Annotated in this window: 14 protein-coding genes; 8 read left to right on the forward strand and 6 right to left on the reverse strand. The window is 61.0% G+C overall.

Going from position 1 to position 13,850, the window contains the following annotated elements; all coding sequences use genetic code 11:
• Nucleotides 1-139: 139 nt before the first annotated feature.
• On the forward strand, nt 140-712 hold the full coding sequence (locus tag E5K00_RS11055; RefSeq protein WP_135463277.1) for a 50S ribosomal protein L25/general stress protein Ctc: 573 nt from the start codon (nt 140-142) through the stop codon (nt 710-712).
• Nucleotides 713-799: 87 nt separating this feature from the next.
• Nucleotides 800-1,363, forward strand: a complete 564-nt coding sequence (gene pth, locus E5K00_RS11060) for an aminoacyl-tRNA hydrolase (RefSeq protein WP_135463278.1) — start codon at nt 800-802, stop codon at nt 1,361-1,363.
• 337 nt (nt 1,364-1,700) lie between these two features.
• Here the strand turns inward: pth and metG are convergent, their stop codons facing one another.
• Complete coding sequence (metG, locus tag E5K00_RS11065) at nt 1,701-3,746, reverse strand: methionine--tRNA ligase (RefSeq protein ID WP_135463279.1); 2,046 nt, start codon at nt 3,744-3,746, stop codon at nt 1,701-1,703.
• A 217-nt stretch (nt 3,747-3,963) separates the two neighbouring features.
• Here metG and E5K00_RS11070 point away from each other — a divergent pair, with 217 nt between their 5' ends.
• The gene (locus tag E5K00_RS11070) at nt 3,964-4,551 is read left to right on the forward strand and encodes a hypothetical protein (RefSeq protein ID WP_135463280.1); all 588 of its coding nucleotides are present in this window, start codon (nt 3,964-3,966) and stop codon (nt 4,549-4,551) included.
• Nucleotides 4,552-4,613: 62 nt separating this feature from the next.
• Here E5K00_RS11070 and E5K00_RS11075 read toward each other — a convergent pair whose 3' ends face one another.
• The 3 genes from E5K00_RS11075 to msrB all read right to left on the reverse strand — a co-directional run bounded on the left by E5K00_RS11075 (nt 4,614) and on the right by msrB (nt 6,523).
• Nucleotides 4,614-4,937 (reverse strand): hypothetical protein, encoded by a 324-nt coding sequence (locus E5K00_RS11075; RefSeq protein ID WP_135463281.1) that lies wholly within the window; start codon nt 4,935-4,937, stop codon nt 4,614-4,616.
• A gap of 97 nt (nt 4,938-5,034) precedes the next feature.
• Complete coding sequence (locus E5K00_RS11080) at nt 5,035-5,835, reverse strand: DUF3050 domain-containing protein (RefSeq protein ID WP_135463282.1); 801 nt, start codon at nt 5,833-5,835, stop codon at nt 5,035-5,037.
• Nucleotides 5,836-5,962: 127 nt separating this feature from the next.
• The gene (msrB, locus tag E5K00_RS11085; RefSeq protein WP_135463283.1) at nt 5,963-6,523 is read right to left on the reverse strand and encodes a peptide-methionine (R)-S-oxide reductase MsrB; all 561 of its coding nucleotides are present in this window, start codon (nt 6,521-6,523) and stop codon (nt 5,963-5,965) included.
• Nucleotides 6,524-6,714: 191 nt separating this feature from the next.
• On the opposite strand from msrB, the gene typA reads away from it, so the two are divergent.
• Together typA and E5K00_RS11095 are read left to right on the forward strand one after the other, a co-directional pair.
• A complete protein-coding gene (gene typA, locus E5K00_RS11090; protein WP_135463284.1) occupies nt 6,715-8,523 on the forward strand; it encodes a translational GTPase TypA in 1,809 nt (602 codons plus the stop codon).
• Nucleotides 8,524-8,646: 123 nt separating this feature from the next.
• Nucleotides 8,647-9,537, forward strand: coding sequence for a T9SS type A sorting domain-containing protein (locus E5K00_RS11095; protein WP_135463285.1), 891 nt, complete (start codon nt 8,647-8,649; stop codon nt 9,535-9,537).
• Between the two features lie 36 nt (nt 9,538-9,573).
• Here E5K00_RS11095 and E5K00_RS11100 read toward each other — a convergent pair whose 3' ends face one another.
• Nucleotides 9,574-9,849: an acylphosphatase gene (locus E5K00_RS11100; protein WP_135463286.1), complete on the reverse strand. Its 276-nt coding sequence runs from the start codon at nt 9,847-9,849 to the stop codon at nt 9,574-9,576.
• 8 nt (nt 9,850-9,857) lie between these two features.
• On the reverse strand, nt 9,858-10,667 hold the full coding sequence (locus E5K00_RS11105) for a TrmH family RNA methyltransferase (RefSeq protein WP_135463287.1): 810 nt from the start codon (nt 10,665-10,667) through the stop codon (nt 9,858-9,860).
• A gap of 109 nt (nt 10,668-10,776) precedes the next feature.
• Between E5K00_RS11105 and E5K00_RS11110 the strand changes: the two genes are divergently transcribed.
• From E5K00_RS11110 to E5K00_RS11120, 3 genes are all read left to right on the forward strand, one after another.
• Complete coding sequence (locus E5K00_RS11110; RefSeq protein WP_135463288.1) at nt 10,777-12,291, forward strand: sensor histidine kinase; 1,515 nt, start codon at nt 10,777-10,779, stop codon at nt 12,289-12,291.
• An 80-nt stretch (nt 12,292-12,371) separates the two neighbouring features.
• On the forward strand, nt 12,372-12,782 hold the full coding sequence (locus E5K00_RS11115; RefSeq protein WP_135463289.1) for a response regulator: 411 nt from the start codon (nt 12,372-12,374) through the stop codon (nt 12,780-12,782).
• A 198-nt stretch (nt 12,783-12,980) separates the two neighbouring features.
• Nucleotides 12,981-13,847, forward strand: a complete 867-nt coding sequence (locus E5K00_RS11120) for a hypothetical protein (protein ID WP_135463290.1) — start codon at nt 12,981-12,983, stop codon at nt 13,845-13,847.
• Nucleotides 13,848-13,850 lie beyond the last annotated feature (3 nt).

Genomic DNA, 13,850 nt, shown 5'->3' on the forward strand with positions numbered 1-13,850 from the left:
GCTTTGGCCGGGCCCCGCTGACAAATCCGGAATCGGTTTCCGTTTATAAAACAATAGCGCTATCTTTGCGGCCCGTTTTGGGCTGATTGTCAGCTTGGCCGGGAAAACACACTTTTCTTTTTCTCAAAAACACAAGCTTATGAAAAGCCTCGAGATTGTAGGGTTTAAAAGAGCGAATCTCGGTAAGAAGGATGCGAAAGCACTGCGTCTTGACTCGTATGTTCCGTGCGTACTGTACGGTGGCGAAGAGCAAGTGCACTTCTCGGCTCCGGCCATCCTCTTCCGCGAATTGCTGTATACCCCCGACGTACACGTTGTGGACGTAAACGTAGAGGGCACGGTATACCGCGCCATCGTGCAGGATGCCCAGTTCCACCCCGTGAACGAAATGCTGCTGCACGTTGACTTCCTGTTGCTGCAGCCCGGCAAAGAAGTGAAGATGGAAATTCCCGTGAAGTTCGTGGGCGTTTCGCCCGGCGTACTGGCCGGTGGCAAGCTGGTGAGCAAGCTGCGCAAGCTGAAGGTGAAGGCACTGCCCGAAAACCTGCCCGACTACGTGGAAGTGAACATCTCGGACCTCGAGCTGGGCAAATCCATCAAAGTAAACAAGGTAGAAGCGCAGGGCTATACCATCCTGACCAACGGTGCGGCTCCTATTGCGACGGTAACCATCCCACGTGCCCTGAAAGGCCAGATGAACGCCGACAAGTAATATCTCTCCGCGCTGCGGTAAGTAAGGAAATCCTGTCCTGCTTCGGCGGGGCAGGATTTCTTGCGTTAAAACCCCGTATTTCGCCCTATGAAGTTTCTCGTTATGGCCCTGGGCAACATTGGGCCCGAATACGCCGACACCCGCCACAACATCGGCTTTATGGTGGCCGATTACCTGGCCGCCAAGCACGACGCCCGGTTTGAGCTCAAGCGCCACGCTTTCGTTACCGAAATCAAGCACAAAGGCAAAACCCTGGTGCTGGTGAAGCCGACAACCTACATGAACCTGAGTGGCAAAGCCGCCGCCCACTACCTGACCAGCGAGAAAATTCCGAAGGAGAACATGGTGGTCGTGACGGATGATCTGGCCCTGCCCTTCGGCAAGCTGCGGCTGAAAGGCAAAGGCTCGGCCGGCGGCCACAACGGCCTGAAGCACATTCAGGAAACCCTGGGCACCGACGAATATGCCCGCCTGCGCTTCGGCGTGGATGCCAACTTCCCCAAGGGCCGGCAGGTAGACTATGTGCTGGACCCGTTTTCAGCCGACGAGAAAATTGACCTGCCGCTGCGCATCGAAAAAGCCGCCGACGCTATTCTGGCCTTTGCCACCATTGGCCTGGAGCGTGCCATGAACGTGGTAAACACGAAATAATGTGCTAATGTGCTGATGTGGGGAATATGCTAAATGATGTTCTGCCCTTGCGAGCTTGCTCAGCAATCCGTCCTCAGCAATGCCTGAGCTTTCCCAAAAGAAAAGCCCCATCCTCTGATGCAGAGGATGGGGCTTTTCAGTTATAGGGCCGCTATTATCAGCAGAACCACAAGGGAAATAATGACTGCATATGCATTGTAGTCAGGATCATCCGCTATGAGGGTTTTATAGGGAATCTTTCCTCGGTGCCAAAACCAGCGTATTCCAGCACCTGGATACGAAAGCAAAAAAGTCATTACAATTTCTGCTATCAGCTCCATTATTACCTTTTGCTCTACTACGCCACGTGGCTGCCGGGGCGCACGGGCTGGCCGGGCTGCATCAGTTGCAGAGAGCCATCGGCGTTTTCGGCCAGCAGCAGCATGCCCTGGCTTTGGATGCCTTTGATTTCGCGCGGGGCCAGGTTCAGCAGCACCAGCACCTGCTGGCCGACCAACGCTTCGGGAATGAAGTGCTCGGCAATGCTACTGACGATGGTGCGCTGGTCGAGGCCAGTGTCGACGGTGAGCTTGAGCAGCTTCTTGGTTTTGGCCACTTTTTCGGCGGCTACCACCGTGCCCACGCGCAAGTCCATGCGGCCGAAGTCGTCGAAGCTGATGTCTTCCTTGGCGGGCTCTACTACCGCGTTGGCCAGCTCGTTGGCTTTCTTGGTGTCGAGCAGCTTCTGCACCTGGGCTTCCACCGTAGCATCCTCAATTTTGTCGAAGAGCAGCGCGGCGGCCCCGATTTCGTGGCCGGCGGCCAGCGTGTCGGGGCGGCCGGCGGCTTGCCAGCTGCCTTTTTCCACGCGCAGCATCTGGCCCAGCGTCGCGGCCGAAGCGGGCAGGAACGGCTCCATCAGCGTCACCAGGCCGGCGGCAATCTGCAGGGCGACGTGCAGCACGGTGCCGGTGCGGGCCTCGTCGGTTTTGATTAATTTCCAGGGCTCGGTTTCGGCCAGGTATTTATTGCCGACGCGCGTCAGATTCATCAACTCGTTCAGCGCGTCGCGGAACCGGTAATTGTCGATCAGCTCGCCGATGCGCTGCGGAAATTCAGCCAGCTGCGCCAGGGCTTCCTGGTCGATGGGCTGCAACTCGCCGCCAATGGCCGGGACGTTGCCGCCGAAGAATTTGTGGGTGAGCACCACGGCGCGGTTCACGAAATTGCCCAGGTTGGCCACCAGCTCGTTGTTGTTGCGGGCCTGAAAATCCTTCCAGGTAAAATCGTTGTCCTTCGTCTCGGGCGCGTTGGCGCAGAGCACGTAGCGCAGCACGTCGGCTTTGCCGGGAAAATCCTGCAGGTACTCGTGCAGCCACACGGCCCAGTTGCGCGAGGTGCTGATTTTGTCGCCTTCCAGGTTCAGAAATTCGTTGGCCGGCACGTTGTCGGGCAGAATATAGTCGCCGTGGGCCTTGAGCATCGCCGGGAAGATGATGCAGTGGAACACGATGTTATCCTTGCCGATAAAGTGCACCAGCTTGGTGCCGGCATCTTTCCAGTAGGTTTCCCAAGTGTCGGGCAGTAAATCCTTGGTGGCCGAAATGTAGCCGATAGGCGCGTCGAACCACACGTAGAGCACTTTGCCCTCGGCGCCTTCCACGGGCACGGGCACGCCCCAGTCCAGGTCGCGCGTCACGGCGCGGGGCTGCAGGCCCTGGTCAATCCAGGATTTGCACTGCCCGTACACGTTGGCTTTCCAGTCGGCTTTGTGGCCTTCCACAATCCACTCGCGCAGCCAGGGCTCGTACTGGTCGAGGGGCAGATACCAGTGCTTGGTTTCGCGCAGCACGGGCTGGTTGCCGCTGAGCATGCTGCGCGGCGAAATCAATTCGGTGGGGCTCAGCGAGGAGCCGCATTTTTCGCACTGGTCGCCGTAGGCATTTTCGTTGCCGCAATTCGGGCAGGTGCCCACGATGTAGCGGTCGGCCAGAAATTGCTCGGCTTTCTCGTCGTAATACTGCTGCGAGGTTTGCTCAATGAATTTGCCTTCCTCGTACAGCTTTTTGAAAAAGCCGCTGGCTACTTCGCTGTGCGTTTTCGACGAGGTGCGCGAATAAATATCGAACGACACGCCAAAATCGGCGAAGGAGTCGCGGATAATGGCGTGGTACTTATCCACTACCTGCTGCGGGGTCACGCCTTCCTTCTGCGCCCGAATGGTAATAGGCACGCCGTGCTCGTCGGAGCCGCAAATAAATTTAACGTCGCGACCGGCGGCGCGCAGGTAGCGGACGTAAATATCCGCCGGCAAATACACGCCGGCCAGGTGCCCGATGTGCACGGGCCCATTGGCGTAGGGCAGCGCGGCAGTGACGGTATACCGCTGAGGATCAGACTGCATATGAAGAGAAAAATCAGAAATTCAAGAAAGAAAAAAGCGGTTTTTACACCCGGCTATTCGCGTAGCCGGGCACAAAGAAACAAGGATTTAAAAGTATTGCCGACCGCCCAAAACCTTAACATAGCCCGACCGGTAAATACGGTTACATTTGAGCGCAACGGCACCGTTTTTACCGCGGTTTTCAGGCCGGCTTCTTCCACTTATTTCCTCCGTTCCCATGAAAAATTCTGCTCCGGATCAGCCCGCGAAAAAAGCGAAGAAAGATCCAGCACAAAAGGCTCAGCGTAAAGCCGATAAAGCCGCTACCCGCGCGTCGGCAGCCCTCACCGATAAGCGGGCCGAGAAAAAAGCCAGCCAGAAAAAATCGTTGAAGGCGGCGGCCAAGCAGCTGCAAAAGGAGTTGGATCTGCGGATGAAGGAAGTCGTCGACCGGATCCGCAAAGAAACGAAAGCCAAGCTGAAGGAAGTGGTGAAAGATGCCACCAAGCGTCTGGACGTCGACACGGAGCGCCTGTTTGAGGAAGCCTTGCACACCATCGTGCGCCACTACGACGGCACCCCATCCGAAGCCGCCTCCGACAGCATTGCGACGGTAAGCCCCGCCGCACCAGCCAGCACCAGCAACCGTAGCCGGCCGGCGCAAAGTGCCGCCAGTGTCGCCAGCCCCGCCCGCAAAGCGCGGCCCACCGCCACGGCAAAGCCGGCTCCTGCCCGCCCGGCCAGCGCACCAGCCCGCGTGAGGAAACCCGCGCCGGCCGTGAAGCCAGAGGCCACCGAACCAGCAGCTGGCGAGGCGGGCAGCTAATCAGCCTCCTACCCTGGCACTACCCGGCCGGTTTCCCCACGCGGGAAGCCGGCCGGTTGCGTTTAGGGCAGCCGATGCGTGGTGTCGAGGGGGGCTCCGTTGAGGCGGCGCAGCCGGGTTTCGGGCGTGGTGTTGTTGGGGTCGTTGGTATTCACGTTTTCCACCCGCTTGCGGGAGTTGATGCCGCTGGCCTGCTCGCGCACCGGCACGCGGCCGGGCGTGGCATCGGGCACCGAGCCGCCGTAGCCGGCATTGCTGTTGTAGGCGGCCTGCCGGTCGGCGTCGGTGCGGATGGTGGCGGGCAGCGGGGCACGGTCGACCTCGGCGGTGCTTTCCTGAGAAGCAGTGCAGGCGGCCAGCCAACCGGCGCTGAGCAGCAGCGCCATTCGGCCTAAGGAAACTGATGAGAGAGGTGACATGGCCACATAGTTAGGGCCGCCCAGCGTGGGCGGCCCTCCTACAACGCGCGGCGGCCGGGAGAAGTTAGCTGCCCGCCGAAACGGGCACTGCCGCGGCGCTCATGCTCTGCCGGATTCCGTCCCACAGCGCCACCCGGGCCTGCATGCACCGCACCGACACTTCGCGGCACTCCTCCCATTTCTGCTCGGTAGAGCCGCATAGCTCCCGCACCATCTGCTCGGCTAGGGGCGTGTGCACCTCCTCATCAAGCTGAATGTGGCGGTTCAGGTAGTAAATAAACGTTTCGAGCTGCCCGGGGAAGCGCTGCCCCAGGTCGGCTACCAAGTGGCGGAACATATCCGGAATAACGTCTTCGCGCCCGAAGGTGAAGGCCGCCGCCACCGCGTGCGACTGGCCGGAGTTGATAACATTGAAGGTGCTGAGCACGAACTGCTGCACGGCGTAGGGCACGTTGGCCTTCAGCAGCGCCATTTCGACCGACTCGCCCACCGACAAAGCATCCAGCAGCTTGCGGATGGGCTGGGTGTCGGCCCCGCACTCGTCCATGGCCCGCAGGTACAGCTCGAAGTGGCTGGCCGGCTGCCCGTGCTGGTCCACGTCGGTTTCCTCTTCCAACACGATTTCGTTGATGAGGCGGCGCGTGGCCGGGTTGCCGCGCGGCACCCACGGCACGGTTACGCACGTCAGGTCGCGCTGCAGGCACTTGAGCAGCGACATAAAGTCCCAAACGGCAAACACGTGGTACTCCATAAACTGGCGCAGGTTTTCCAGGGACTGAATGCCTTGGTACACGCTGTGGGCTACCAGCTGCTCACGGGTCGGGGCCAGCTGCTGCTGGAGCGTACGGATCGGGTCGGTGGTCATAGGCGGAAGGGGTTTAGGAAACGGCAGGAAAGCCCCGCGGGCACTTTGGGGGCGGGCTGGGCCTTCACCATAGCAGCCCGCCGAAGGAGTTCAGCGGGCTGCCAGGCACAACAAATATCGGGCACTTTTACTTGGCTTTCTCAAAAACCATCCCGTCCGAGTCCATGCAGTAGCGCAGGCCGGTGGGCTTGGGACCGTCGTCGAAGACGTGGCCCAGGTGGCCGCCGCACTTGGCGCATACCAGCTCGTCGCGGCTCATGCCGTGGCTGTCGTCGGCGGTTACTTTCAGGCTGCTGTCGGTAGCCGGAGCCCAGAAGCTGGGCCAGCCCGTGCCGCTCTCAAACTTGGTGTCGGAAGTGAAAAGCAGGTTGTGGTCGGCGGCGCAGTAGTACGAACCTTTTTCGTGGTTATCGAAGTATTTATTATCGAAGGCCCGCTCGGTACCTTGCTGACGCAGAATGAAATACTGGGCCGGCGTGAGCTGAGCTTTCCACTGGGCGTCGGTTTTGCGCACCGGAAACTCGTCGGGCCGGTGCGTGACGGGCTTGGCCTTGGGATACTGTTTGCCCGCCGCCGTGGGCTGGGTAGCGGCCTGGGGCTTCTCCGCGGCCAGGTTCTGGCGTTTTTGGGAGCAGGCCGAGCCCAGGGTTAAAGAAGATAAAAGCAGAACCAGAAAGGAGGTGCGCATAGACGAGACAAGAAGTGAAACGGAACAACAGCAGCGCCCCCAGGGCCGCCGCTTACTGACAAAACATACGCGGCGGAGCTTCGGTTCGGTTTAGGTAAGGCCGTGCCTTTCAGCCTGAATCCGCTAACATTTTGATAACTCGGGCTTTTGCCAACAGAAATGCGTACCTTTGCACCCGCAAAACCATCTGTATGCAGAACATTCGGAATATCGCAATCATTGCGCACGTTGACCACGGCAAGACTACGCTCGTGGACAAGATTATCCACGCCTCGAAGCTGTTCGACGAACACCAGCAGTTCGACGACCTGATCCTCGATAACAACGATCTGGAGCGCGAGCGGGGCATCACCATCGTTTCCAAGAACGTATCCGTCCGCTACAAGGACGTTAAGATCAACATCATCGATACTCCCGGTCACGCCGACTTCGGCGGCGAGGTAGAGCGGGTTCTGAAGATGGCCGACGGCGTGTTGCTGCTCGTCGATGCCTTCGAAGGCGCCATGCCCCAGACCCGCTTCGTACTGGGCAAAGCCATCGACCTGGGCCTGAAGCCCATCGTGGTAGTAAACAAGGTGGACAAGGAAAACTGCCGGCCCGACGAGGTGCACGAGCAGGTGTTCGATTTGATGTTCAACCTGGGCGCCAACGAAGACCAGCTGGACTTCGTGACCCTGTACGGCTCCTCGAAGCAGGGCTGGATGAGCACCGACTGGAAAGTAAAAACCGACAGCATCATCCCGCTGCTCGACGCCGTGGTGGCTTCCATCCCGCCCGCTCCGACCCTGGACGGCACGCCCCAGATGCAGGTTACCTCGCTCGACTACTCCTCGTTCGTGGGTCGTATCGCCATCGGCCGCGTGCACCGCGGTACGCTACGCGAAGGCGCTAACATGAGCCTGGTGAAGCGCGACGGCACCATCAAGAAAGTAAAGATCAAAGAGCTGCAGGTGTTCGAAGGCCTGGGCAAAAACAAGGTTTCCGAAGTTAGCTCGGGCGAAATCTGCGCCGTGACCGGCATCGAAGGCTTCGACATTGGCGACACCCTCGCCGACGCCGAAAACCCCGAGGGCCTGGCCGTTATCAGCATCGACGAGCCGACGATGAACATGCTGTTCACCATCAACAACTCGCCGTTCTTCGGCAAGGAAGGTAAGTTCGTGACCTCGCGTCACCTGCGTGACCGTCTGTTCAAGGAAACCGAGAAAAACCTGGCCCTGCGCGTGAAGGAAACCGATAAGGAAGACACGTTCCTCGTGTACGGCCGCGGTATTCTGCACTTGTCGGTCCTGATCGAAACCATGCGGCGCGAAGGCTTCGAGCTGCAGGTGGGTCAGCCCCAGGTACTGTTCCGCGAGGACGACAACGGCAACCGTCTGGAGCCCATCGAGCACCTCGTGGTCGACGTACCGGAGGAAACCGCCGGTAAGGTGATTGAGCTGGTGACGATGCGCAAAGGCGAGCTGACCATCATGGAGCCCAAGGGCGACCTGCAGCACCTGGAGTTCAACATTCCCGCCCGCGGCCTGATCGGCCTGCGTAACAACGTGCTGACCGCCACCGCCGGTGAGGCCATCATGAACCACCGCTTCTCGGCCTACGAGCCTTACAAAGGCGTTATTCCCGGTCGTATCTCCGGCTCGCTGATTTCGATGGACACCGGTGCCGGCACCGCCTACACCATCGACAAGATGCAGGACCGCGGCGAGTTCTTCGTTGATCCGGGCGAGGAGGTGTACGCTGGCCAGGTTATCGGCGAGCACACCCGCCCCAACGATTTGACCATCAACATCCAGAAAGGCAAGAAGCTGACCAACATGCGCGCCTCGGGCTCGGATGAAAACGTGAAGATCGTGCCCAAGCGTCAGTTCTCGCTGGAAGAAGCCATGGAATACATCCAGAAGGATGAGTACCTGGAAGTAACCCCGAAATCGGTGCGGATGCGTAAGATTCTGCTCGACGAAAACGAGCGTCTGCGCTCGGCTAAGAAAGTCGACTAGTTCTTCTGCTTCGCACAAGCAAAAGGGAGGTAGCCACTGGCTGCCTCCCTTTTTATTTGCTTTAACCGTACTGAGTATCAGACCTTACAGCTACATTCGCTTCTCGACCTTAGCACTACCCATATGCGCCAATTTCTACCCTTTTGCTGCGCCCTGCTGGGCGCGGGATTCCTGCAACCAGCCCGGGCCCAGTCCATCGTGGCGGGCCAGCGCCCGGCCACGGCCACCTACGTTGATCTGCTGCCGGACAAAGTACTGACGGCCCAACGGCCGGGCACCAATACCGTGACGGACCTGCTGGACCTGGACGCCGATGGCCGGGCCGATTTGCAGCTAAACGCCTACGTTAGCACGGCTTCGTTTCCCAGTGATGCCGAGGCCCGCCTGGCACCCCTGCACGATGATATAGCCATTTATTCCAACGAGCAGACGCCTCAGATTGTACGGTTTGCCGCCCAGGATGTCATCCAGCAGAACCTGCCGCAGCCCAACCCGCTGTTGCCCCAGGTGTGGGTAAGCCGCAGCACGATTTACCCCTACGGCTCATCGTGGCTGACCCGCGTGGGCAACAACCCGGCCGGCAACCAAAGCTTCGGCGCCTGGATTGATGGGCAGGACGGGTACTTGGGGGTGCGCCTGCGCAGCGGCAACGGGTGGCGCTACGGCTGGGTGCGCTTGCAGGTAACCACTCAGAATACCAGCGGGGTCATCATCACCGTGAAGGACTATGCTCTATCCAACATCGTAGCCTTACAGGCGGAGCCGGCCGCGCGGCTCCACGGCTGGCAGATTTACCCCGTGCCCGCCACCAGCCAGCTGACGGTGCAAGCTCCGGCTGCTACCACGGGCCGCGTGCAGCTTTGCGACGCGCTGGGCCGCATCCTGCTCACTTCCCCCCTCGCCCCCGGCAGCACCCGGCAACAGCTCGATTTGTCGGGGCTGGCCACCGGGGTGTATGGGTTGCGCATTGAAACGGCAGCCGGCTTTTTCTTTCAGCGCCTAGTGAAGCAATAGCCGGGTTGCCGCGGCCAGCCCCCGGGACCTTGCCGCTTAACGCGCAATTCGGAACTCGGTGTAGCCCTGCACCGGGCCAGCCTGCGCTTCCACCCTATCCACCCGCGCGGCGGGCGGCCCGTGGTGGCACCAGGCCTCCAGGGCATTCAGGGCCGCAGTGGGGCCTTCGGCTTCGATGGTGACGGTGCCGTCCTCGTTGTTGCGGGCGTAGCCGGTCAGGCCTAGGCGCTGGGCTTCGGCCTTGGTACTCTGGCGGAAAAACACGCCCTGCACCCGGCCGTGGACGTGAAACGTGCGGTGTTCGGTAGTCATTGGCAAACCTATTGGCGCTGGCGGACGGCTTCGAAGGTCAGCACGGCGGTGGCGATGCTCACGTTGAGCGAGTCGATGTAGCCGCGCATGGGAATGATGATGGTGTGGGAGCAGGCCTGGCGCAGCTCGGGCGTGAGGCCGTCGGCTTCGGTGCCCATCACGAAGGCCGTGGGGCCCCGGAAATCATACGCCGTGTAGGGCTGGGCCTGGGGCGTGAGGGCGGCGGCGTAGGTTTGAATGCCTTTTTCCTGGCACCAGGCCAGCACTTCCTCGCGGGTGGAGGCCACCGTGGGCACCGTGAAGATGCAGCCGATGCTGGAGCGGATGGCGTTGGGGTTGTAGAGGTCGGTGCGCGGGTCGCAGATGATGACGGCGTCGACCTGGGCGGCGTCGGCGGTGCGCAGGATGGCCCCGAGGTTGCCGGGCTTTTCTACGGCCTCCAGAATCAGCAGCAGCGGGTTGGCGGGCAGCTGTAGCGTGGCCAGGCGGCGCTGGGGCGGGCGGGCCAGGGCCAGAATCCCGTCGGAGCCTTCCCGGTAGGCCACCCGCTCGAATACGGCCTTCGAGACGTCGAACCACTCGACCTGAGGCCCCAGTGTGGCGCGCAGCTCCCGTTGGCGCACCTCGCCGGCCAGTTCGGGGCACACAAACAGGCTGCGAATCTCGATGCCGGCCTGGTGGGCAATGGTCAGCTCGCGGTGGCCCTCGATGATGGTGAGCTGCTGCTCGCGCCGCTCGGAGGCTTTTTGCTGGAGGCGGAGCAGGTTTTTGATGCGCGGATTCTGCGGGCTGGTAATCGGGTCGGCGGCGGCGGGCATAGGCTAAATCAGGCAAAGACAGCCGCGAAGGTACGCACCCGGCGGCGGTACGGCGCGCCGCGCCGCCAAACGCTAGGGCATCTGCCCCGAAGCCCGTAGGTTTGTAGCTATGCGACTTAATCTTAACACGAAAATCCTGCTGGGCTTTGCCGTGGCGGCCGGCGTGCTGCTGCTCACGGCCATTGCCTCGTTTCTGAGCATCCGGCAGCTGGCCGTGCAGACCCGGCACGTGGAACACACCTACCGCGTGATTCAGGAAGCCGAGCAGCTGACTTCCCGGGTGCGCGACGCCGAGTCGCGGGTGCGGGGGTTTCTGCTCACGGCCGACACGTCGTACCTGCAAACCTACGAAAGCTCCCAGGGCGAAGTAGAGCAGAGCTTTGCGCGCCTGAAGCAGCTGACCATCGACAACCCGCAACAGGCCGCGCGCGTCGACTCGATGCAGCAGCTGGTCGGCCAGAAGTTTCGCAACATGCGCCTGCTGCTCGACCAGAACCGCTCCGTCACCAGCTCCTCCACCCAGACCATCCTGGACACGGGCCGGCAAACGATGCGGGCCATTGCCGCCTTGTTCGAGGGCATCAAGCAGGACGAGCTGACCCTGCTGGCCGAGCGCAACCGCCAGCAGAACCTCTACGAAACCATTGCCCCCATCACCATTATCCTGTCGGCCACCCTGGCCATTCTCATCACGCTGTGGCTGTTCCAGAAAATCTCGCGGGAAATTGCGGCCAACGACCGGCTGCGCCAGGAGCTGGAAACCATCAACCACGACACTTCCCAGCGGATTCAGATCATCGAAAACCTGGCCAACCAAGTGGTGCAGGGCGACTACAAGGTCAAAATCAAGGACAAGGAAAAAGACAGCCTCGGTAACCTGGCTACTTCCCTGAACCGCATGACCCAGACCCTGGACGACACGTTTGGAGCCCTGCAAAACCGCAACCGGGAGCTCGACCAGTTTGCCTACGTCACGTCGCACGACCTGAAAGCGCCGCTACGGGGCGTGATGACCGTGGTGAAATGGATTGAGGACGAGCTGACCAGTGAGCTGTCGGAGCAAATGCGCCAGTACCTGGGCATGATGAAGGGCCGCCTCGTGCGCCTGGAAGACCTCATCAACGGCCTGCTGGCCTACGCCCGCATCGGGCGCACCGAGCAGAAGCTGGAGCTGGTGCAGGTGCGGCAGCTGGTGGAGGAAGTGCGCGACATGGTGGTGCCGCCCGAGTTCCACCTCGATATTGCCACCGCCCTGCCCCAGCTGCTTACCGACCGGCTCAGTTTGCAGCAGGTGTTTACCAACCTGCTGAGCAACGCCGTGAAGTACCATCACCGCGGGCAGGGCACCATCACGGTGCGCTGCACGGAAGCCAAGAAGGAGTACGAATTCACGGTGGCCGACGACGGGCCGGGCATCGCGCCGGAATACCACGAAAAGATTTTCCTGATTTTCCAGACCCTGCGCGACCGGAACACGGCCGAAAGCACCGGCATCGGGCTCAGCATCGTGAAAAAGATTCTGGACGAGCAGAAAAGTACCATCCGGGTGGAATCGGCCCCGGGGCAGGGCACGGCATTTATTTTTACCTGGCCCAAGGTTTCCGTTACCGAAAAAGCCAGTTAGGCGCTAGCTTGCGGCGTTTCTGGCCCGGCTTTTGCCAGGCGGCCCCGACCTCTTCCCTGAACCCTGTTCTTTTTTGGCTTATGCGCTCTGTTCTGCTAGTAGAAGACGATTTTTTCGACACGATGACCGTGCAGAAAGCCTTCGAGAAATTCAGCATCCAGCACAAATTATACACGGCCTTCAACGGCCTGGAAGCCCTGGACCTGCTGCTGGGCCAAAATGGCGTGGAACCCATCCGGCCCCTGCCCGAGGTGATTCTGCTGGATCTGAACATGCCCAAGATGAACGGCCACGAGTTTCTGACCGAGCTGCGCAGCCACGTCGAGCTCAGCGACATTCCGGTGTTCGTGACGACTACCTCCGCCATGGACATTGACCGGATGCGGGCCGAAAACCTGGGTATCAACGGCTACATCCTCAAGCCCGTGGATTTCGAAACCGGCCACGACATGGTCGACAGCATCAGCCTGCTGGAGCAGCTCCTGAAGTAGCATTTCTCTTACGGGCTGAATTTTCTGCGCCACTCCGGTAGCCCCAGCGGGCCGCCGGAGTGGCTTTTGCTTTACACCGGGAGGCCGGGGGCCGCAGCCGGCCTGCAACTATTTGGGGCCGAACCGGCATCTTTGGCTCCCGGAGGCCGCCCGCGCACCTCGTATTTCGGCGGGGCCCGAAGGCCATTTTTCTGCTTTATGACGCTTCGTCTTTCCGCTCTGCTGCTGGCCCTGGCCCTGAGCAGCCCCTTGCTGGCCCAACAGGCCCCGCGCCAGCTCAACACCCTGCCCGCCCTGCCCGACTCGGCCCGCCGCCCCGGGCGCCAGCCGCAAGTGCCGCCGCCCGCCGTGGAGGTAGTAGCTCCGCCCAGTCAGCCGGCCGCGCCGGCCCAGCAGCCAGTGAACGAGCCGACCCGCTACCTGGTGGGCCTGAAAAACGGCACGGTGTACAAAGCCTACGACGTGGAGCTGAAGCAGCCGCTGTTTGGCCGCTCCCACATCCTGCTCGACGACCGGCAGCGGGTAGAAATGAGCGAGGTGAGCTTCTACGAGGACGAAACCGGCCACTACGTGCGGGCTCTGCTGCCCAAGGCTTCAAAGGAAACTACCCTGCGCCGCGACAAAGTGGGCCGGCTCAGCCTGTACTCGATTACCAGCTCGCAGTACGCCGGCAGCGGCTACAGCCCCTACGGCTATGGGGGGCGCTACGGCGGCTACGGCGGCCCCGTGTACCGCACCGTAAAAACCGAGTATTTCAGCAAAGACAACGGCCCGATTCAGAATATGAGTCTGCGCAACCTGAGCGTGGCCACGGCCGACAATGCCGGCAGCACGGCCTTGCTCATGCAGGCGCGCCGCTACCAGACCTACAGCACCCTGAGCTACGTGGCCGCGGCGGGCACGGTAGCGGCGGGCCTGTTTGCCACGCTTAATCCCCGCAACTCCGGGGTGTCGCCCCTCGTCTACGCCAGTATTCCGCTGGGTATTCTGCCCGTTATTTGGGGTAGTAGGCAGCAAAAGAGCATCCGGCAGGCCATTGCCCTCTACAACCGGGGCTTGCAGTAAGGC

This window comes from Hymenobacter aquaticus, assembly GCF_004765605.1.
Lineage (GTDB): Bacteria > Bacteroidota > Bacteroidia > Cytophagales > Hymenobacteraceae > Hymenobacter > Hymenobacter aquaticus.